Origin of the sequence: Kutzneria kofuensis (assembly GCF_014203355.1) — a bacterium.
Taxonomy (GTDB): Bacteria; Actinomycetota; Actinomycetes; order Mycobacteriales; family Pseudonocardiaceae; genus Kutzneria; species Kutzneria kofuensis.
Map to the genome: position 1 here is coordinate 1,266,630 of NZ_JACHIR010000001.1, position 19,946 is coordinate 1,286,575.

The 19,946-nt window shown below is 70.2% G+C and carries 12 protein-coding genes and 1 pseudogene; 7 read left to right on the forward strand and 6 right to left on the reverse strand.

The genetic code is table 11. The features are described from left to right. Positions 1–16: 16 nt before the first annotated feature. Positions 17–520 (reverse strand): HEAT repeat domain-containing protein, encoded by a 504-nt coding sequence (locus tag BJ998_RS48495; RefSeq protein WP_184859120.1) that lies wholly within the window; start codon positions 518–520, stop codon positions 17–19. Positions 521–1,525: 1,005 nt separating this feature from the next. Between BJ998_RS48495 and BJ998_RS05690 the strand changes: the two genes are divergently transcribed. Beyond that, a complete protein-coding gene (locus BJ998_RS05690) occupies positions 1,526–2,950 on the forward strand; it encodes a non-reducing end alpha-L-arabinofuranosidase family hydrolase (RefSeq protein WP_221338467.1) in 1,425 nt (474 codons plus the stop codon). Between the two features lie 136 nt (positions 2,951–3,086). Here BJ998_RS05690 and BJ998_RS05695 read toward each other — a convergent pair whose 3' ends face one another. Then, the gene (locus BJ998_RS05695) at positions 3,087–3,677 is read right to left on the reverse strand and encodes a dihydrofolate reductase family protein (RefSeq protein ID WP_184859123.1); all 591 of its coding nucleotides are present in this window, start codon (positions 3,675–3,677) and stop codon (positions 3,087–3,089) included. A gap of 95 nt (positions 3,678–3,772) precedes the next feature. Next, complete coding sequence (locus BJ998_RS05700; protein WP_184859125.1) at positions 3,773–4,348, reverse strand: dihydrofolate reductase family protein; 576 nt, start codon at positions 4,346–4,348, stop codon at positions 3,773–3,775. A 618-nt stretch (positions 4,349–4,966) separates the two neighbouring features. On the opposite strand from BJ998_RS05700, the gene BJ998_RS05705 reads away from it, so the two are divergent. Continuing rightward, positions 4,967–7,339, forward strand: coding sequence for a WD40/YVTN/BNR-like repeat-containing protein (locus tag BJ998_RS05705; protein ID WP_184859127.1), 2,373 nt, complete (start codon positions 4,967–4,969; stop codon positions 7,337–7,339). Between the two features lie 280 nt (positions 7,340–7,619). On the opposite strand, the gene BJ998_RS05710 is transcribed toward BJ998_RS05705, so the two are convergent. Next, positions 7,620–7,841: a DUF7489 domain-containing protein gene (locus tag BJ998_RS05710; RefSeq protein WP_184859129.1), complete on the reverse strand. Its 222-nt coding sequence runs from the start codon at positions 7,839–7,841 to the stop codon at positions 7,620–7,622. Between the two features lie 89 nt (positions 7,842–7,930). After that, positions 7,931–9,013 carry a DUF5937 family protein gene (locus BJ998_RS05715; protein WP_184859147.1) on the reverse strand — a complete coding sequence of 361 codons (1,083 nt, stop codon included), beginning with the start codon at positions 9,011–9,013 and terminating at the stop codon, positions 7,931–7,933. Between the two features lie 104 nt (positions 9,014–9,117). Here BJ998_RS05715 and BJ998_RS05720 point away from each other — a divergent pair, with 104 nt between their 5' ends. The 5 genes from BJ998_RS05720 (at position 9,118) to BJ998_RS05740 (ending at position 14,140) form a co-directional block, all read left to right on the forward strand. Then, positions 9,118–9,855, forward strand: coding sequence for an amino acid ABC transporter permease (locus tag BJ998_RS05720; RefSeq protein WP_184859149.1), 738 nt, complete (start codon positions 9,118–9,120; stop codon positions 9,853–9,855). Continuing rightward, positions 9,855–10,616 (forward strand): amino acid ABC transporter ATP-binding protein, encoded by a 762-nt coding sequence (locus BJ998_RS05725; protein ID WP_184859151.1) that lies wholly within the window; start codon positions 9,855–9,857, stop codon positions 10,614–10,616. Before BJ998_RS05720 ends, BJ998_RS05725 begins: the two co-directional genes overlap by 1 nt. Before the next feature lie 25 nt (positions 10,617–10,641). Then, positions 10,642–11,466 (forward strand): ABC transporter substrate-binding protein, encoded by an 825-nt coding sequence (locus BJ998_RS05730; protein ID WP_184859153.1) that lies wholly within the window; start codon positions 10,642–10,644, stop codon positions 11,464–11,466. Beyond that, positions 11,463–13,349 (forward strand): CocE/NonD family hydrolase, encoded by a 1,887-nt coding sequence (locus BJ998_RS05735; protein ID WP_184859155.1) that lies wholly within the window; start codon positions 11,463–11,465, stop codon positions 13,347–13,349. Before BJ998_RS05730 ends, BJ998_RS05735 begins: the two co-directional genes overlap by 4 nt. An 83-nt stretch (positions 13,350–13,432) precedes the next feature. Beyond that, a complete protein-coding gene (locus tag BJ998_RS05740) occupies positions 13,433–14,140 on the forward strand; it encodes a VC0807 family protein (RefSeq protein ID WP_184859157.1) in 708 nt (235 codons plus the stop codon). An 89-nt stretch (positions 14,141–14,229) separates the two neighbouring features. Here BJ998_RS05740 and BJ998_RS05745 read toward each other — a convergent pair. Continuing rightward, positions 14,230–19,944: pseudogene (locus tag BJ998_RS05745) on the reverse strand (type I polyketide synthase); the annotation flags it as partial. Between the last annotated feature and the right edge of the window lie 2 nt (positions 19,945–19,946).

A 19,946-nucleotide genomic window follows, 5' to 3' on the forward strand; every position in this document is an offset into this window, starting at 1 on the left:
CGACATGCAACAGCGGTCAGAGCCACGTTCGCAGGGTTCGTGTTGCGGCGGCGGCGAGTTCCGGGTCGTTGGTCAGCTGGTGGAGTAGCGCGATGGTGCGATTGTCAGGACCGGCTTCGATCACTGACGCCAATGCGTTGTGGCGGACGTCGATGTCGTCGTCGCCGGTCACCGCGCTGGACATCACGTCGAACACGCCAGGCTCTTGCGCGTAGGGGCCGAGGGCCCCGGCGGCGTACTGGCGCACCAAATAGTCCTCGGTGGGCTGGAGGGTATCGGCGATGATCCGGCCGATCCGCCGGCGGTCGTCGGCGGCTGCCGGTGGTTGCAGGCGAAGGATCTTGAGGCACTCGATGCGGACAAGGTCGTGCTCGGCCGGATCGGCGATCACCGAGGCGAACAGAGTCAGCGCCCGGGGGTCGCTCAGGTGGTCCTCGAGCTCGAGAATGATTCCGACCTTGGCATCTCCGTCGTCGTCGCCGTCCGGCGTCGACTCGAACGAGGCGACGAGATGCGCCACGCAGTCCACAGGTCCTCCGCTCACGCGCGACAACGTCAGGAGACTACAGTCTCGGCTGCGCTGCACCACGATTCACTCCACCGAGGACTCGCGTCCGCAGGCGAGGTCGATGCCCGTCCTTTGTTGCGTCCCGGCGCAGCAGTACCGCTGGCACGGTTCCGACGGCCGGCATGCCGCTACGAACGCAATGCCAGCCATGAGCTGGAAAGGCAGTTCCGGTCGACAGCATGGTGTTTCGCCCAATGTAGCCGCCCTCGGATGCGGCAGTCAACGACCAGACACCAGCCGTGACGCGACAGGGTCGATGGTTCCGTTGTCGAATGCCATTCGACAACGTCGCAAGCTCCACCGCGTGACGGACAGTTGCCTCTTGAAGGTTCGGAAACAATCTGGCAACCTCACGAAGCGGCGATGTTCACCGTTCCCGTCGATGTCCTGTTGGTATGAGCGCGTCCCGCGAGGAATGATTGTTAGCGCTAACACCGCACTGGTGTCCCGGTCACGGCCTTCACCTCGACAAGGAGCTGCCATGAGATCAACGGCGCGTCCGAGCAGGACGGCCGGCGGGCTGGTCGGCGCGTCGGACAGGTCACCGTTCTGGCGATCACCCTGGCGGCCAGCACCGGCACAGCGTCGGCGGAGAACGTTGACGCGAGTGCGTGATATGTGCTGATCAATTGCACCAGCGGCAAATCCGTAGAGCGCAACGACGACAATACCGCGGAGGCTAGTGGCGTGTGGACCGCTAACGTAACAGCCGCCGCCAGTACGGCCACTGGAATCCAACCAGCAATGGCAACTCGTCCGCATCGGGTAGGCGTACGACAAGGGTGCACCCGCCCCGCTAAAGCAATGCCGCATATCGGGCCTCGCGTGCGGCCCTGTCACTGAAGGAGAATCACTGTGGATTCGATGGGCCAAGTCCCGCCGAGCGGGCCGCGCCGGGTGGCGCGTCGCCGTGCGGCTGGCATCCGGCGTGGCCGATGGGCGTCCGTGCTGAGCACCATGCTCGCGACCGTGCTGCTGGCCGGCGCTGTGGTCGCGGTCAATCCGAGCGTGGCGTCGGCGGCGACCGTCGACACGAGTGCGTGGTATGTGCTGGTCAACCGCAACAGTGGCAAGGCGATGGACGTTGCGGGTGCTTCCACGGCTGACGGGGCGGCGGTCCAGCAGTGGTCCCGTCACGACGGGACGAACCAGCAGTGGCAGTTCGTGGACTCCGGTGGCGGCTACTACCGGTTGAAGTCGAAGAACTCCGGCAAGGTTCTCGACGTCGACAACTGGTCGACCGCGGACGGCGGGAAGGTCCAGCAGTGGACGGATCTCAACGGCACCAACCAGCAGTTCCAGCTCGCCGACTCCGACGGCGGCTACGTCAGGCTGATCAACCGCAACAGCGGCAAGGCCGTGGAGGTGACCGGCCTGTCGACCGCGGACGGGGCGGCCGTCGCGCAGTACAGCGACTGGAACGGCTCGAACCAGCAGTGGCAACTGGTCCGCGTGGGTGACACAACGCCGCCGGGGACGTGTTCTCTTCCGTCGACGTACCACTGGTCGTCGACGGGTCCGCTGGCCAACCCGAAGTCGGGCTGGGTCTCGCTCAAGGACTTCAGCAACGTCGTCTACAACGGCAAGCACCTGGTCTACGGGTCGACGGTCAACACGTCGGGGGCGTACGGCTCGATGAACTTCGGGACGTTCACGAACTGGTCGGACATGGCCTCGGCCCCGCAGAACGGGATGAACCTCGGCACCGTCGCGCCCACGTTGTTCTACTTCGCCCCGAAGAACATCTGGGTGCTCGCCTACCAGTGGGGGCCGACCACCTTCAGCTACCGGACGTCGAGCGACCCCACCAACGCGAACGGGTGGTCGTCGCCGCAGGAGCTCTTCTCGGGAAGCATCCCCGGCTCCAGCCCCCTCGACCAGACGCTCATCGGCGACGGCACGAACATGTACCTGTTCTTCGCCGGTGACAACGGCAAGATCTACCGTGCCAGCATGCCGATCGGGAACTTCCCGGGCAGCTTCGGCTCGTCGTACACGCAGATCATGAGCGACACGACGGCCAACCTGTTCGAGGCGGTCGAGGTCTACAAGGTCCAGGGCCAGAACCAGTACCTCATGATCGTCGAGGCGATGGGCGCCAACGGGCGCTACTTCCGGTCGTTCACGGCCAGCAGCCTGAGCGGTTCGTGGACGCCGCAGGCCGCGACCGAGAGCAACCCGTTCGCTGGCAAGGCCAACAGCGGTGCGACCTGGACCAACGACATCAGCCACGGCGATCTGGTTCGCACCAACCCCGATCAGACCAAGACCGTTGACCCTTGCAATCTGCAGTTGCTCTACCAGGGACGCGACCCGCGCTCCGACGGCGGCGAATACAACCTCCTGCCCTGGCGACCGGGCGTGCTGACGCTCCAGCGCTGATCGCCTGACACGGGAGCATCCCGGCCGGGCCGGCGCCTTCACCCCTCACCGGGTGAGGGCGCCGACCTGTGCGTGCCGAAAACCACGTCCACACACGCGGCGGCGGAGCAGCCGGTTGGCTGGAGCAATGCGGCAGTCACGGCTGTTGCCCGTCTCGATGGACTATGCGGTAACGCAGATGTGTGGCGTTGCGGCCTTCGAGCCGGCGGACGAGCTCCAGTTCGACGTGGCCGAGTCCGGTCGGCTCGAACAGCCGCCGTCCGTCACCCAGCAGCACGGGGACGAGGTGCAGTTCGAGTTCGTCGAGCTGGCCGGCTGCCAGCAGAGCCTGCGCCGCACCCGCGCCGTGGACCAGCACGGCTCGATCTCCCGCTGCTTCTCGGGCCTCGGCGGCACACGCGTCGACGTCGGTGTAGAACTTCGCGCTGCCCGGTGGCTCGTCGGCCGGGTCGACGTGGTGGGTGAGCACGTGGATCGGCACGCCGTCGTGGTGGTCGCCGTGCCATCGGTTGGCCAGCTCGAACGTGCGGCGTCCGGATATCACGGCGCCGGTCGACGCGGCCTCGGCGTACACCTGCCCGTTGATCCCGTCGGACATCCGGTCGTCGAGCCAGTTGAACAGCCGCCCGCCGCCGCGGCCGAGTTCCTGGCCCGGCCGGTCGTCCGGCCCGGTGACGTACCCGTCGACCGACATGGACATGTACAGCCGCAGTGGTGTCCTACCCATCCTCAAACCCCTTCCTCTGGCCAGTCGGCGGCAATGCCGTAACCCGCAATCCGATGTGCGACGCAACTCGTGCACAGGCCCCGGTGGGGGCCTGGTCAACGGACGACGTCGTAGACCAGCTTCTGGATCCCGTTGCCGTACGACTCGCTCTCGATGAGCTTGAGGTTCTGCTTGTCCTTGTCGGTGCCGCTGAACAGCCGCTTGCCCGCGCCGAGCAGAACCGGGAAGACCAGCAGGTGGTAGCGGTCGATCAGGCCGGCATCGGACAGGGCGCGGTTGAGGGCGGCGCTGCCGTGGACGATGATCGCCCCGCCCTCGGTCTGCTTGAGTGCGGCGACCTCGTCCAGTGACCGGAGGATGTTGATCTCGCCCCAGTTGGAGACCAGGTCCTGCTGCTGCAGCGTGGTGGAGACGACGTACTTCGGCATCGCGTTGTAACCGGCGAACTCCGCCGTCATGCCCGGCCACACCGGCGCGAACGCCTGGTAGCTGACCCGGCCCAGCAGCATGGCCGTGGCCTCCTCCTGCTCCCGGCCCTTGAGCTCGTAGGCCGCCGGGTCGAACTCGATGCCCTGGAAGGTCCAGCCCGAGTTGCGGTAGCCCGGTTCCCCGCCGGGGGCCTCCATGACGCCGTCGAGCGAGACGAACGCGGTGGTGATCAAGGTACGCATGGGCTGCTCCTTGGTTGTTCTGCAGTGCTGTCGTCAGTGCGTCGAACGGGAGCGGCCGCGATCGACACTTCGCGCCAAGAAGATTTTCGAGGTGGTGATCATGCCATGCACAGACCCGTCGGCGAGGGCACAGGGGCCGGGGGCATGGCCCGCATCTGAGCGCCGGGTTCGGACTACGTGGCGGGTGGGATGGGCAGGCGGATCGAAACCGATGAGGTCGTGGTGCACCGATCCCCACCGCCTTCGATGCCGCCATCGTGCGCCCTTCGGGCTTGTCGTAGTCGAGTGGCACGGTCACCGTCGTGCATTCGGAGCGACTGTCGTCCGCCGACCAGGGTTGCGCGCGGCCGATCGGGTAGCCGGAGTCGTGCCTTCGGTCGGCGCCGGTCGGCGGGCACGCCGCGAAGGGCCTGCTGAACGGGGTGGGCACGCTGCCACGCCGGCGTAAGACCCGCGCTTCTCAGTCAACTGTGATTGGTTCTGATCGACGGACCGGCCGGTTAGCCTCTGCCGGTGAAATCGGCCCTGACCATCGTAGTGGCAACGTTATCCGCACTTGGACTCGTCACCAACGCAGCCGTCGCATCGCCCAGCGGGGCGAGGCCCGGACCGCACGCGGTGGTCAGCCATCTGGCCGATCCGATGGACGGCCACGATGCCGAGGACGAGACCCCGGACCTCACCGACGCGGCGCAGCAGTTCAGCGACATCCGCAACGCGCCGGGGCTGGCGCCGGCCAACCCGCAGGCGTACTACGCGGGCGAGCAGCAGGGTCGGCAACTGCCGGTGCTGCCCGGCGCCTGGCAGGAACTGACGGACAAGCCCTACCAGAGCGACGCCCTGGACTACCGGGACCCGAACTGGTCCAACTCCACGGGCGGCTCGGGTCACGTCTCCGGCCGGGTCACCAGCCTGGCCACCGACGGCCGGCGCACCGTCTACGTCGGCGCCGCCGACGGCGGGGTGTGGCGCTCGGACGACCAGGGCGCGCACTGGCAGCCGCTCTGGGACGGCATGCCCAGCCTGGCCATCGGCGCCGTCGCAGTGGATCCGTCCGACCACAGCGTGTACGTCGGCACCGGCGAGGCGGACTTCAGCGGCGACAGCCTCGCCGGTGACGCGATCTACCGCTCCGCCGACCGGGGACGCACCTGGCAGCGGATCGGGCAGTCCTTCTTCGGCCTGCGCACGGCGCGCATCGTCCTGGACGGGGCCGGTCACGTCTACGCGGCGACCAGTTTCGGCCTGCTGCGCCACGACCTGCGGAACTGGTCCGCGCCATGGACCACGGTGCTCGCGCCGGCCACCGGAACCCAGACCTCGTTCGCGACCGATGTCCGAATTCGACCGGGTAGCAAGGGATCCGTCGTCGCCGCGACCATCGTCAACGGCGGCGTCAACCCCGGCGCCGAAAACGCCTTCTACCTGTCGACCACCGGCGGCGAGCCGGGCAGCTTCAGCCAGCAGACGAGCACCGGCGACCTGGCCAACGCCGATATCGGGCGCACCACCTTCACGTGGAACGCCAACGGGTCCGCGCTCTACGCGGTGGTGCAGAACGACACGAACACGGGTGTGCTGACCGGTGTCTTCCGCGCCGACTCCGGCCTGCCCGCCGGTCCGTGGACCAAGATCGCCGACACCCCGTCGCTGGTCAAGGCCGGCGCCCAGGGCTGCGGCGGCTGCCAGGGCTGGTACGACCAGTACGTGGCGGCCGACCCGACCGACCCCGACCACGTCTACCTCGGCCTCGAAGACGTCTACGAGACCTCGGACCGCGGCGCGAGCTGGCAGGTCATCGGCCCGTACTGGAACTTCGGCCTGCCGTGCTGGAGTTCCGACCTGAGCAAGCTCACCTGCCCGCAGACCACGCACCCGGACCAGCACGCGATGGCGTTCGGCAGCGACGGCACGGCGTACTTCGGCAACGACGGCGGCGTCTACTCGCGGCCGGCCGCGCTACGCAGGACCGTCAAGTGGAACAACCTCAACGAGGGCCTGCACACCCTGCAGTACTACTCGGTCGGCGCCGGTCGGGTGCCGGGCGGCGACGCGATCTGGGGCGGCTTGCAGGACAACGGGGTGTCGTTGCTGCTGCCGGGCGCGAAGGAGCAGGTCTCACCGTTCGGCGGCGACGGCGGGCAGGTGATCGTCGATCCGCGCAACGGGCTGAAGGCGGTCAACGAGTACGTTCACCTGAGCACCGCCCGCACCCAGAACGGCGGTAGGTCGGACTTCACGACTCCCAGCTACACGACGATGTCGCCGTCCTGTGACAACCCGGTCGCCGGCACCGTCGCCAACCCGTGCGACCCCGGCAGCCTGTTCATCGCTCCGTACAGCGCGGACGTCACCAACACGAACCACTGGGTCGCCGGCGGCCGGTACGTGTGGGACAACCAGGGCAAGGGCTGGGACACCACCTGCGGGCCGGACGCCTGCGACTGGAAGATCGTGCACGACACCGGCGCGCAGGTCACGGCCGTCGTCGCCAAGGGCAGCACCATCTACGCGGCCTGGCAGTTCCGTGACAAGGCGGCGGGTGTCTACCGCTCGGGCATCGACACGAACTACGGCGGCAGCTGGCATCGGCTTTCGACACCGAACCTGCCGGCCCGGTACATCACGTCCATCTCGCTGGACCCCGCGCGGGACGGCCACCTGTACATCTCCTTCGGTGGCTACACCGACAAATGGGTGCCGGGCGCGGGCAAGGGCCACGTCTTCGAGAGCGGTGACGGCGGCGCCAGCTGGACCGACGACACCGGTTCGCTGCCCGACCTGCCGACGACCTCGCTGGTGCAGTGGAACGGCTTGCTGGCCGCGGCGACCGACGCCGGTGTCTACGTTCGGCTGGCCGGCACCTGGTTCAAGCTCGGCACCGGACTGCCGAACGCGTCCGGACAGCAGTTGGTCGTCGCTCCGGAGGGCACCGCGATCCTGCTGGCCACGCACGGCCGGGGCCTGTGGAGCTACGGGGTGCGTAGGTAGGGCCCGTCCCGTGAGAGTCGTCATCACCGCAGGCTCGGCCGGCGCACTCCGGCCCCCGGCCGAAGCCTGCGGTGATGACGTTCATCAGCTGCACGGCGAGCAGAAGGTAGAGCCGCAGGGTGACGGCGGCGGAGCGCGAGGCGGGGCCCCGGCTGGGTGAGGTCCTCCCAGGATGCGGATCCGCCGACGGCAACCCGGTGGAAACGCTCGTCCTGTTCGGACCGCAGGGCGAGCGAGCGCACGTGCGAGCTCGCACCGCCCGGTAGCGGCCGGCGGAACGTCACTTCTTCACGGGGTTGGCGCCGGCCTGCTTGACGATCCCGTCCCCCTCGGCGACGGAGTTCCACAGGCCGCGGTCGACCCTGACCTTCTTGGTCTCGCCGGTGGACAGTCGCACCGTGAGGTAGCGGTACATGTTGGAGCCGTCGGTCATACCGCGCGACTTGTCGAGGACTACGCCTTCCCACGCCTCGTCCGAGGCGGGCTGCCGTGATGTGAACATGGCACAAGTCTGCGGGTCCACCGCGGCCGCACAACTCGACCGGGCGGCGAGACCTCCATCCACCGTCTGGTTGATGCCGGCATCAGCCCTCACCGGATGATCGACGTCAGCACGTCGACCCCGAGCCGCATCAGGCGCTGCAGGTCGAGGCGGTGGTGGATCATCCGGCCGTCCCGGCGGGAGTCGAGCAGCCCGGTCTCCCGCAGCCGGGCCAGGTGCCGCGACACCTGTGGCAGCGTCATTCCCGTGCGGGCGGCGAGGTCGGAGGTGGTGATCGGCTCGTTGACCAGGTGCCGGCACAGGGCCAGCCGGGCCGGGTCGGACAACACGGCCAGCCGCAGCCTGACTTGGGCGAAGGTGTCGGGCGCCGTGCCGGCCGGGGCCGCCACGGGAAAGTGCACGACAACGGGCCAGCCGGGGTCGACCTTCACGATCAGGTGGGGTCGCATGTGGACGGACGGCACGAGCAGGCACCGGCGTCCCCGCAGGTCGGCGCGCAGCGGCTGGAGCTTGTCGAACACCACCGCCGGCGGGTCGTGCCGAACGGCCGCGTTGGTGCTCAGCGACGCCAGCGCCTCCGCCACGGGCAGGGCGCTCACCCGCGCCCGGACGGCCGCGCACTCGGCGTCGAGCCGGTGGTGGATTCGGGTCCACTCGTCGGCGAAGAACTCATCGCGGCAGGCCCGTAGCAGGTCGAGCAGGTCGTCACGGAACACCGAGGGATCCAGCACCAGCAGCCGCGCCAGTTCGCCGCGCCCGAACGACCGGCGCTCGCACGACGCGATGTACGCGTCCCGTGCCGCGGAGTCGCGCAGCAGATCGCCGATGTCGTAGAGCCCGCCGTGGATCGCCTCGGCGGTGGCCGCGGTGAACCGCTCGATCGGCAGCTCGGCCAGGCGCGCCAGCTCGTCGTCGAAGGCCAGGCCGAGCGGGGCTTCCGGCGGCAGCAGCGCACGACACCGGCGTCGTGCCCACAGCGGCGCGTACGTCGTGAGCCGGTTCCGCAGCTCGGCCGACAGCTCCGCGCGCACCCGCGTGAGCCACGGCCGCACCTCCAGGTGGTGCTCCGGCTCCGCGATCGAGTGCAGGCACGCCAGCAGCTCGGCCAGCGGCGAGACGCCGACGACCAGATCGGCCGCACGGGCACCCTGCACGGTCAGCACCACCGACATATGCGCAGCTTACCGCCCATGCTTACCGCGAGCGCGGTAAACATCGCGGAACCCGGGACCGGGCCGCCTTAGCCTTTCCGGACTCCACACGAGAGGTCGGATCGATGCACGACTTCCTGCGTACCTTCTTCGATCTCGACGAGATCCTCGCCGTCCTGCCCACGCTGCTCACCGAGGGCCTGCGCAACACGCTGCTGATCGCCGGGCTGGCGATCGCGCTCGGCGTCGTCGCCGGCGTGCTACTGGCCATGCTTCTGTTGTCCCGCAGGCGATTGGTTCGCCTGCCCGCCCGACTGTACGTCGACGTCTTCCGCGGGCTGCCCGCGATCGTGACCGTCAGCCTGGTCGGGCTGGGGCTGCCCGCGGCCGGCATCCGGCCGTTCGGCCGGGAGCCGCTCGGCTACGCGGTGCTCGCCATCGCGCTCGTGTCGGCGGCGTACTCGGCCGAGATCTTCCGCGCCGGCATCCAATCCGTGCCGCGCGGCCAGTTGCACGCCGCCCGCAGCCTCGGCATGCCGTACCTGACGGCGATGCGGGTCGTCGTGGTGCCGCAGGGCGTGCGCAACGTCCTGCCCGCGCTGGCCGGCCAGTTCATCATCGACATCAAGGAGAGTGCCCTGGTGTACCTGCTCGGTCTCGGGCTCGGGCAGCGCGAGCTGTACTTCATCGCCGAGGAGCGGCAGGCGGCGACGTACAACTCGTCGGCCCTGGTGGCCGCGGGCGCCTGCTACCTGCTGCTGACGATTCCCTTGACCTACGCGGTGAACCGGCTCGACCGGCGGATGCGCGAGGGCCGCCGCGCCCCCGTCTCCGTCGCGTCGCCCGCGAAGGTGGCGGCGTGATGGCGGCGGAAACCGTGTCCCCGGTCGAGGTCGCGTCCGCGATCTCCGTGCGCGGGCTGTGCAAGAGCTACGGAACGCTGGAAGTGCTGCGCGGCGTCGACCTCGAGGTCGCACCCGGCGAGACGGTGTGCGTCATCGGCCGCTCCGGCTCGGGCAAGTCGACGCTGCTGAAGTGCCTCAACCTGTTGGAGGAGCCCACCGCGGGCGAGATCCGGCTGGGCGGCACCAGGATCACCGGGGCCCGCGTCGACGTCGACCGCGTGCGGGCCCGGGTGGGAATGGTGTTCCAGCACTTCAACCTGTTCGCCCACATGACCGTGCTCGGGAACGTGACCGCGGCCCTGCGGCACGTCCGGTCCATGGACCGCGCGTCGGCCGACGCCGCCGCGATGGCTCAGCTGGAGCGGCTCGGGCTTGCCGGCCTGGCCCAGCAAAGGCCCCACAACCTCTCCGGCGGCCAGCAGCAGCGGGTGGCGATCGCGCGGGCCCTCGCGATGGAGCCCGAGGTGATGCTGTTCGACGAGGCCACGTCGGCGCTCGATCCGGAGCTGGTGAAGGACGTGCTCGACGTGATGCGCGCGCTCGCCGCCTCGGGCATCACCATGGTGGCCGTCACCCACGAGATCGGCTTCGCCCGCGAGGTCGCCGATCGTGTCGTGTTCATGGACGGCGGCCGCGTCGCCGAGTCCGGCCCTGCCCGCGCGACGCTCGAGAACCCGGAAACCGAGCGGCTGCGCGACTTCCTCGCCCGCGTCCTGTAGCGAAAGGCCTCCTGCGATGTCCCTCTTGTCGATCAGAACCGCCGTGGCCGTGACCGCGGGCGCGCTCGTGCTCAGCGGCTGCGGTTCGTCCACCTCGGACGATGCGTACGGCCTGCCGGACCCCGGAGTCATCCACGCCGCCACGGATTCCAGCCAACCTCCGTTCGCGTACGGGGATTCGTCGGGCAAGCCGATCGGATTCGTCATCGACGTCACCGACGAGGTCGCGAAGCGACTGCACCTGACCGTGGACTACAAGGCGACGTCGGTGGCGTCGTCGCTGGCCGGCCTGACCACCCACCAGTACGATCTGGCCGCGTCCGGACTCGGGGTGACCGCCGAACGGCAGAAGACGGTCAGCTTCACCAAGCCCCTGTTCTGGAGCACCACCGCCGTGCTCACGACGACCAGGAGCACCTTGTCCGACTTGACGGCCTTCGGCGGCCGCAAGGTCGGCGTCGTGACCGGCACCGCGCAGGTCGCCTTCGTTCCGGCCAAGATGCCCGGCGCCAGCCCCGTCAACTTCCCGAACTCCAACGTCGCGATCAGCCAGCTGCTCAACGGCAGCATCGACGCCTTCGTCGTCGGTGGCCCGGACGCCGAGCACTTCCTCAAGCAGTATCCGGCGCTGCGTCTGGCCGCTTCGGCCCCGGTCGACCACCCCACGTCGATGGCCGTGGCCAAGGACCACGCGGCGCTGCTCGACGCCGTCGACAAGCAGATCGCGGCGATGGTCGCCGACGGCACCTACGCCCGGCTGTACCGGAAGTACTTCACGACGGCGCCGCTGCCGCAGCTGGTGTCCGCGTGGCCGGATCTCGGTCGGCAGTTCTCGGAGGCGGCGAAGTGACCGACTGGCAACGGATTTCGGCCGGCTGCTGGCGGACGGTGGTGGAGATCCCGGCGCGCGACGGCGTAGTCCTCGTCGCGGATCTCTACGCCGACCGCCCGAATCCGCCGGCCGGCACCGTGATCCTGGAGCGCACCCCGTACGGTCGCCGTGACGCCCGGATGTCCGACGGCCGGCTCGGCCCGGACCTGCCCCCGGCGCCCGAGGCGGTCGCGGAACGCTTCGTCCGCGGCGGTTATCTCCTGGTACGCCAGGACTGCCGCGGCCGGGGCGACTCCGGCGGCACGTTCACCAAGTACCTCAACGAGGCCGAGGACGGCTACGACACCGTCGAATGGATCGCCGCCCAGGACTGGTGCGACGGCCGCGTGGCCACGATGGGCGTGTCCTACTCGGCGCACGCGCAGGCCGCGCTCGCGTCGCTGGGCGCGCCGAGCCTGGCGGCGATGTTCCTCGACTCCGGCGGTTTCGCCAGCGCGTACGAGGCGGGAACCCGCATGGGCGGCGCGTTCGAGCTGAAGCAGGTCACCTGGGCCTTTCACCGGGCGCGCAACAGCACCGCGGTGCGCGCGGATCCGGTGCTGCAGGCGACCCTGGAGTCCGAGGACCTGACCGCGTGGTTCACCCGCATGCCGTGGCGGCGTGGTGCCAGCCCGTTGCGGTTCGTGCCCGACTACGAGAACTACCTTCTGCAGCAGTGGGAACACGGTGTCTTCGACGACTACTGGCGCCAGCCCGGCATCTTCGCCCGTGGCTACTACGACGTGTTCCCGGACGTCCCGAGCCTGCACATCTCCAGCTGGTACGACCCGTACGTGCGCACCGCCACCGAGAACTTCCGCGAGCTCGGCCGTAAGAAACACAGCCCGGCGTACCTGGTGCTCGGCCCGTGGACCCATGGCGCACGGAGCGTGAGCTACGCCGGCGACGTCGACTTCGGTCCACATGCGACTCTCGACGGCAACCTCGACGACGACTACGCCACCATGCGGCTGCGATGGTTCGACGCTCACCTCAAGCCGGAAACTCTTGTCACCGCACCACCTCCCGTACGGTACTTCCTGATGGGCGGCGGCTCGGGCCGGCGGACCGCCGAGGGACGCCTGGATCACGGCGGCCGCTGGTGTACCGCGGCTTCTTGGCCGCCCGAGGAAGCGATGAACCTCGACCTCGAACTACGCGCCGACGGCACCCTCGCCGAACGCGACGCGCCGAGGCCGGCGGAGCCCACGTTCCTGGAGTACGACTTCGACCCTCGCGACCCCGTGCCCACCATCGGCGGCCAGGTCACGTCGGGCGAACCGGTGATGTCCGGCGGCGCCTACCACCAGCGTCCCGACGAGCGTTTCTTCGGCGCCCACCCCCCTTTCCTCCCCTTGGAAAGCCGCCCCGACGTGCTCGTGTTCCAGACCCCGCCGCTGCCCCACGACATCGCTGTCGCCGGTCCCGTCACCGTCCGCCTGGCCGTCTCGTCCAGCGCCGTCGACACCGACTTCACGGTCAAGCTCATCGACGTCCACCCGCCCACCGCCGACTATCCGCAGGGGTTCGCCATGAACCTCACCGACGGCATCCTCCGCTGCCGCTACCGCGACTCGTTCGCCCACCCCGCGCCGCTGACCCCGGGCCAGACCTACGAGATCACCGTCGAGGCCCCGGACACCGCCAACCTCTTCCTGGCCGGCCACCGGATCCGCCTCGACGTCAGCTCCAGCAACTTCCCCCGGTTCGACGTCAACAGCAACACCGGCGCCCCCGAGGCCCACGACCGGCGCAAGGTCGTCGCCACCAACCGCGTGCATGTCGACGGCCGGTCCCGGCTCACCCTGTCCGTCCTCCCCCGCCCCGACGGGCCGCCAACCCCTATTCACCCCGAACAATGACGTATTCGCACCTCTTTTTTTCACACATTCGGGGTTGCCTGAAAACGACACCACGAGACATGCTCAGGTGCTACCGTCGCCGCATGCCGGAAATGAAATTGGACACCGGAACATCATTGGACGCGCCGGGCGGGACCGACGCCGGATACCGCTCGGCCCGGAGAAAGTCGTTGTTTTCCCTCGTTTTCGGCATCGGCCTCCCGATCGTCGTCTACTACGGGCTGACGGCGTTGGGGCTCGGGGACGGGCCGGCGCTGGGGGTGGCGGCGGGCGCGGTGGCGGTCAGCCTGCTGCCGAAGGCGGTGCGGGAGCGGCGGCTGGACGGCCTGGGCATGGTGGTCCTGGCGACCTGCCTGATCAGCCTCGCGCTGGCCCTGCTCAGCGGCAACGAGCGCATCATCCTGGCCAAGGACCCGGCGACGAGCGGGCTGGCGGGGCTGGCCTTCCTGGCCACGTGCGTGGTCGGCAGGCCGGCGACCTTCCACTTCTCCCGCCGGCTGCGGGCGTTCACGCCGGAGCAGCGAGCCCACTGGGACCGGCTGTGGGCGACCGAGGCGCACTTCCGGAGCCTGCACCGGACCTCGTCGGCGGTGTGGGGCGCGGTGCTGTTCGGCGAGTCGGTGCTGCGGATGGTCCTGGTCTTCACGCTGCCGCCGTCGGTGATGGTCGGCCTGTCCACGGTGATCGAACTGGTCGCGGTGGCGCTGGCGATCGCCTGGACGCTGTGGCACCGGCGCCGGCACGGCGGGGCGCAGCTGGAAACCAGAATGGCGCGCCCGGCGCAGGCATAAGGGGAGACAGGGGTATCCAACGAGACGTGAATCGGTCATCCATCGATTAACGCCGTCGAAGCCGAATGGCTTCGACGGCGTTTCAGCTGTCAGGAAAGCCAGGCGCTGACGGCGGCCGCGGTGGTCGGGGCGTGGGCGTCCATCATCGAGAAATGGTCGCCGGGAACGTCGACGGTGTCGTGCGGCCGGGCCCAGCAGGACTGCCAGTCCGACCGCTCGGTCCACGCCGGCAGCGGCTCGGACGCCCGCACGAGCAGGGTCGGCGCCGCGACGGGCTCGGGGCGGTGGTCGGCGAACAGCCGGAAGTACGCGGCCATGGCGGTCAGCCGAGCGTCTTCCGGGACGCCGGCTTCGGCCAACCGGGGCCGGATGCCGTCGAGCGCATGCCGGTCCTGCGGGTAGACGTCGATGAGCACGAGCGCCCGCAGCGCGGCGCCGTCGCGTTCCAGCCGGGCCGCCAGCGCGTTGGCCAGCGGGCCGCCGGAGGAATGCGCGACCAGCACGATCGGGCCGTCGATCCGGGACAGCGCGGCGACCTGGGCGGACAGGAGGGCGTCGAGGTCCTCGGGCAGCCGCTCCCCCGGCCCGAACCCGGGCACTGGCACGGCGTGCACGTCCCGGACGTCGCGGAACGCCGAGGCGAACCGGGCGTACTCGTACGGGCCGGACATGGCCAGCAGGGACGGGACGCACACCAGCGCGGTTCCGGCCGGGCCGGAAGCCAGCCGGACCAGGTCGACTCCATCGGGATCGGACGGCCCGAACGTGGGCCGGAACCGGGCGGCTTCGGCGGTCACCGCGAGGAAGCCGTCGAGCTCGTCGAGTTCGACGGCACGCCGGAACATGGTGCCGAACATGCCCGGCGGTTCGGGCGACGCCGGCCGGGGGTCGGCCAGGTCGCCCGCGATCCGGGCGGCCAGCGCGGCCGGCGTGGGGTGCTCGAAGACCAGCGTCGGCGGCAGGCGCAGCCCGGTCGCGGCGGCGAGGTGGTTGCGCAGCTCGACGGCGGTCAGGGAGTCGAATCCGAGGTCCAGCAGGACGTCCTCCGGGTCGACGGCGTCGGCGCTGTCATGGCCGAGCACCGCAGCCACCTGGCTGCGGACCAGATCCAGCACCGCGGCCTCACGCTCGGGGCCGGTCAGCCGCGCGAGCCGCCGAGTGGCATCTCCGGGCGCGGCCCGGCGGGTCCGCACGCGCACGAGCCGGCTGAGCAGCGGCGGCACGGCGCCCGCGCGCACGGCGGCGAGGTCGAGCCGCATCGGCAGCGTGAGCGGAAGACCGCTGCCGAGTGCGACGTCCAGGAGGGCCAATCCCTCCTCTGTGGACAGTCCGAGAACGCCGGCGCGGGCAAGGCGTTCGACGTCGGCTTCGCCGGTCATCGCGCTGGTCGTGGCCCACAGGCCCCAGGCGATCGACGCGCCGGGCTTCCCGGCCGCGCGGCGTTGTGCCACCAGCGCATCCACATAGGCGTTCGCCGCCGCATAGGCGCCTTGTCCGGGGTTGCCGAACACGCCGGCGGCCGACGAGAACACCACGAACTTCTCGACGTCGGCCAGTTCGTGCAGCCGGACCGCGATGTCGGCCTTGGACTTGAGGACGGCGTCGATCCGTTCCGGTGTCAGGCTTTCGATCACGCCGTCATCGAGGATGCCGGCGGCATGGACGACGGCCGTCACCGGATGGGCGGCCAGCACGTCGGCCAGCTGTTCCGAATCGGCCGCATCGCAGGCCACAACGGCGGCCTCGGCGCCGAGCGCGGTCAGTTCGTCGGCGAGGTCACGCGCCCCGGGCGCGTCGGGGCCGGAGCGGCTGAGCAACACCAGCCCGCGGACGCCGTGCACCGTGGCCAGGTGCCGGGCGACGGCGCCGCCGAGAAGGCCGGTGCCGCCGACGATGAGGACGACGTCTTCGGGCTTCCAGTCGGGCTTGCCCGCAGCGGCGGTCCGCACCAGCCGTGGCACCAACGCTTGTCCGCTGTGGACGACGCCTTCGGGTTCGCCGATAGCCAGCCCGATTCGAGCCGCCTCGACAGGGTCCGCGTCCGTGTCGACGAGGACGAACCGGCCGGGGTGCTCGGATTGCGCGGAGCGCACGAGTCCCCAGACGGCGGCCAGTGCGGGGTTCGGAGATTCGACGGCGACCGCACCGCTGGTCACGATCACCAGCGGCAGCTCGGACGGTTCCGCAAGCCACGATTGAATCCGGCTCAGTGCGCGGTCGAGGACGTCACGGACATCCCCGGGCTCGCATATCCACAGCGGAGCGTCGGTCGCACCGTCACCGCTGGGCGCGGGCGTCCACTCGATGTGGAACAACGACTCGTGGTGGCCGGCCGATCCGGGCCGCAGCACGACGCCGGCGACCGAGGCCACTGGCTGTCCAGTGGGGTCGGCGAGGTCGATCGCGATGCCGTCGTTCGCGGGGGAAAGCCGGGCCCGCAGGGCGGTCGCGCCCCGCGAGAACAGCGAAACGCCCGACCAGGCGAACGGCAGGTGCACGCCGTCGCCGTCGATGAACTCGCCGAGGGCGACACCGTGGAGAACGGCGTCGAGCAACGCGGGGTGCAGGCCGCACGCGGTCGCGTCAGCATGGCGGTCCTCGGGCAGGTCGACCTCGACGAACACCTCGGGCCCGCGACGCCAGGCGGTGTGCAGGCCCTGGAACACCGGCCCGTACTCCAGCCCGGCGTCCGTTAGCACGTCGTAGAGGCCGTCGACCGCGACCGGCTCGGCGCCGGCCGGCGGCCAGGCCGTGAGATCGGCCGGAGTCCCGATGTCGGGGACGAGCAGCCCGTGGGCGTGCCGGGTCCACGGCCCGTCATCGGCCCGGGAATACACGGTGACATCACGGCTACCGCCGTCGGCGACACCGCCGAGTTCCACGTACACCTGTCTGGCACCATCGAGGACGAGGGGTGCCTCCAACGTGAGGTCGCCCAGGGTGTGGCAGCCGACCTGCGCCCCCGCTTCGAGGGTCAGTTCGGCAAAAGCGGCGCCGGGTAACAGAACTGCTCCGCCGACCGCGTGATCGGCCAGCCAGGGATGGGTGTCGAGCGAGATCCGCCCGGTGCAGAGCAGGCCGTCGGTGCTGGGCACGGGCGCTGCGGTGCCGAGGAGCGGGTGCGCCAGGACGGACTGCCCCAGCGCGGCGGCGTCGACCTGGGTGGGTCCGCTTTCGAGCCAGAACCGCTTGCGTTGAAAGGCGTACGGGGGCAGGTCGACGCGCCGGGCGCCGGGGAACAGCGTGGTCCAGTCGGGGCTGAGGCCGTGGACGTGCGCCTCGGCGACCGAGGTGAGGAACCGCTGCGCACCGCCCTCGTCGCGGCGGAGACTGCCCAGGGCGACGGCCTGGATCTCGACCGCCTCGATCCGTTCGGCGATGCCGGCGGTCAGCACGGGGTGGGCGCTGCACTCGATGAAGTACCGGAACCCGTCGGCCAACAGCCTTTGCACCGCCGGGTCGAAGCGGACGGTGCCACGGAGATTCCGGAACCAATACTCAGCGTCGAGCTTCGCGGAGTCGCCCGGCACCGTGGAGTAGAACGGGATCTCCGGCTCGCGGGGTTCGATCCCGGCCAGCGCGGTGAGGATGTCCCGCTCGATCACGTCCACATGGGACGAATGCGACGCATAGTCCACCGGCAGCCGCCGCGCCCGCACGCCCGCCGCCGCACACCGCGCCGCCACCTGGTCCAGCCCGGCCGGATCGCCGGAAACCACCACGGACGACGGCCCGTTCACCGCCGCCACCGACACGCCGTCGACCAGGAACTCCTGAACCTCCGGCGCGGCGACCGACATCATCCCGCCCCGTCCGGACAACGCCAGAATCGCCCGACTCCGCAGGCACACCACCCGGGCCGCGTCCGCCAGGCTCAACGCGCCCGACACGCACGCGGCCGCGATCTCACCCTGACTGTGCCCCACGACCGCCGCCGGTTCGATCCCGATCGCCCGCCACAACCGGGCCAGGGACACCATCACCGCGAACAGCACCGGCTGCACGACGTCCACGCGCTCCAAGGCGGCAGCATCCCCCAGCACCTCGGACAGCTTCCAGTCCACATGCGACAGGAAGGCCCGTTCGCAGTCAGCCATGGCCTCGGCGAACACCGACGACGAACTCCACAGCTCCGCCGCCATCCCGACCCACTGCGAACCCTGGCCGGGGAACACGAAGACGGCCTTGCCACCCGACAGGGCGCGGCCGGTCACCGTCAGCGGCGACGGCTCGCCCGCCGCGAGGGCGGCCAGCGCAGCTCGAAAGTCGTCCGGTACGGCGCCTACGACGGCGGCTCGATGCCCGAACGCAACCCTGGTCGTCGCCAGTGAGAATCCGATATCGGCAGGGTCACCCGTGACCGTGGCCAAACGCGCGGCCTGCCCCGGCAGCGCCTCCGGCGTCTTCGCCGACAGCACCCACGGCACCGGGCCGATCACCACGTCGGCGGGCGGCTCGACATTCTCCGTGGCAGGCGCCTGCTCCAGGATGATGTGCGCGTTCGTCCCGCTGATCCCGAACGACGACACCCCGGCCCGCCGCGGGCGATCCACCGCCGGCCACGCTCGCGTCTCCGTCAACAACGACACCGCGCCGGCCGACCAGTCCACATGGGACGATGGCGCGTCCACGCCCAACGTCCGGGGCAACACACCACGACGCATCGCCTCGACCATCTTGATGATCGACGCCACCCCGGCCGCCGCCTGCGTGTGGCCCAGGTTCGACTTCACCGAACCCAACCACAGCGGCTCCGCCCGATCCTGCCCGTACGTCGCCAGCAACGCCTGCGCCTCGATCGGATCACCCAGCGTCGTCCCGGTCCCGTGCGCCTCGACAACGTCCACATCGGACGTGGAGAGCCGGGCGTCGGCCAGCGCGGCGCGAATCACCCGCTGCTGCGACGGGCCGTTCGGCGCGGTCAGCCCGTTCGAAGCGCCGTCCTGGTTCACTGCCGTGCCCCGCACCACTGCCAGAACCCGATGCCCCAGCCGCTCCGCGTCGGAAAGCCGCTCCACCAGCACCATCCCGACGCCCTCGGCCCACGCCGTGCCGTCGGCCGCCTCCGCGAACGCCTTGATCCGCCCGTCCGGGGCCAACCCGCGCTGCCGGCTGAACTCGACGAACGAGCCGGGGCTGGCCATCACCGTCACTCCCCCGGCCAGCGCCATCGTGCACTCGCCGCGCCGCAGCGACTGCACGGCGAGGTGCAGGGCCACCAGGGACGACGAGCAGGCGGTGTCGATGGTGACCGCCGGACCCTCCAGCCCGAACGTGTAGGACACGCGGCCGGAGGCGACGCTGCCGGAGTTCCCGGTGCTCAGGTGCCCACCGACCTCGTCCGGAATGGACTCGAGCCCGGACACGTAGTCGTGGTACATCAGTCCGGCGAACACACCGGTCCGGCTGCCGCGCAGGGATTCCGGGTCGAGCCCGGCGGACTCGAACGCCTCCCACGACGCCTCCAGCAGCAGCCGGTGCTGCGGGTCCATGGCCAGCGCTTCCCGCGGCGAGATCCCGAAGAACGCCGGATCGAAGTCGGCGACGTCGTGCAGGAATCCGCCGTGGCGCACGTAGCTGGCGCCAGCACGGTCCGGATCCGGGTCGTGCAGCGCTTCGAGGTCCCAGCCGCGGTCGGCCGGGAAGCCCGAGATCCCGTCCCGCTCCTCGACGAGCATCCGCCACAGGTCGTCCGGCGTGCGGACGCCGCCCGGATACCGGCAGGCCATGCCGACGATCGCGATCGGCTCGGTCGCGGCGGCGCGCACGTCCCGCAGCCGGCCCCTGGTCTCGTGCAGTTCGGCGG

Coding starts and splice junctions, on each gene's coding strand:
- BJ998_RS05690 (WP_221338467.1), top strand. CDS start 1,526: ATGCTCGCGACCGTGCTGCTGGCCGGCGCTGTGGTCGCGGTCAATCCG.
- BJ998_RS05695 (WP_184859123.1), bottom strand. CDS start 3,677: ATGGGTAGGACACCACTGCGGCTGTACATGTCCATGTCGGTCGACGGG.
- BJ998_RS05700 (WP_184859125.1), bottom strand. CDS start 4,348: ATGCGTACCTTGATCACCACCGCGTTCGTCTCGCTCGACGGCGTCATG.
- BJ998_RS05710 (WP_184859129.1), bottom strand. CDS start 7,841: ATGTTCACATCACGGCAGCCCGCCTCGGACGAGGCGTGGGAAGGCGTA.
- BJ998_RS05715 (WP_184859147.1), bottom strand. CDS start 9,013: ATGTCGGTGGTGCTGACCGTGCAGGGTGCCCGTGCGGCCGATCTGGTC.
- BJ998_RS05720 (WP_184859149.1), top strand. CDS start 9,118: ATGCACGACTTCCTGCGTACCTTCTTCGATCTCGACGAGATCCTCGCC.
- BJ998_RS05725 (WP_184859151.1), top strand. CDS start 9,855: ATGGCGGCGGAAACCGTGTCCCCGGTCGAGGTCGCGTCCGCGATCTCC.
- BJ998_RS05740 (WP_184859157.1), top strand. CDS start 13,433: ATGCCGGAAATGAAATTGGACACCGGAACATCATTGGACGCGCCGGGC.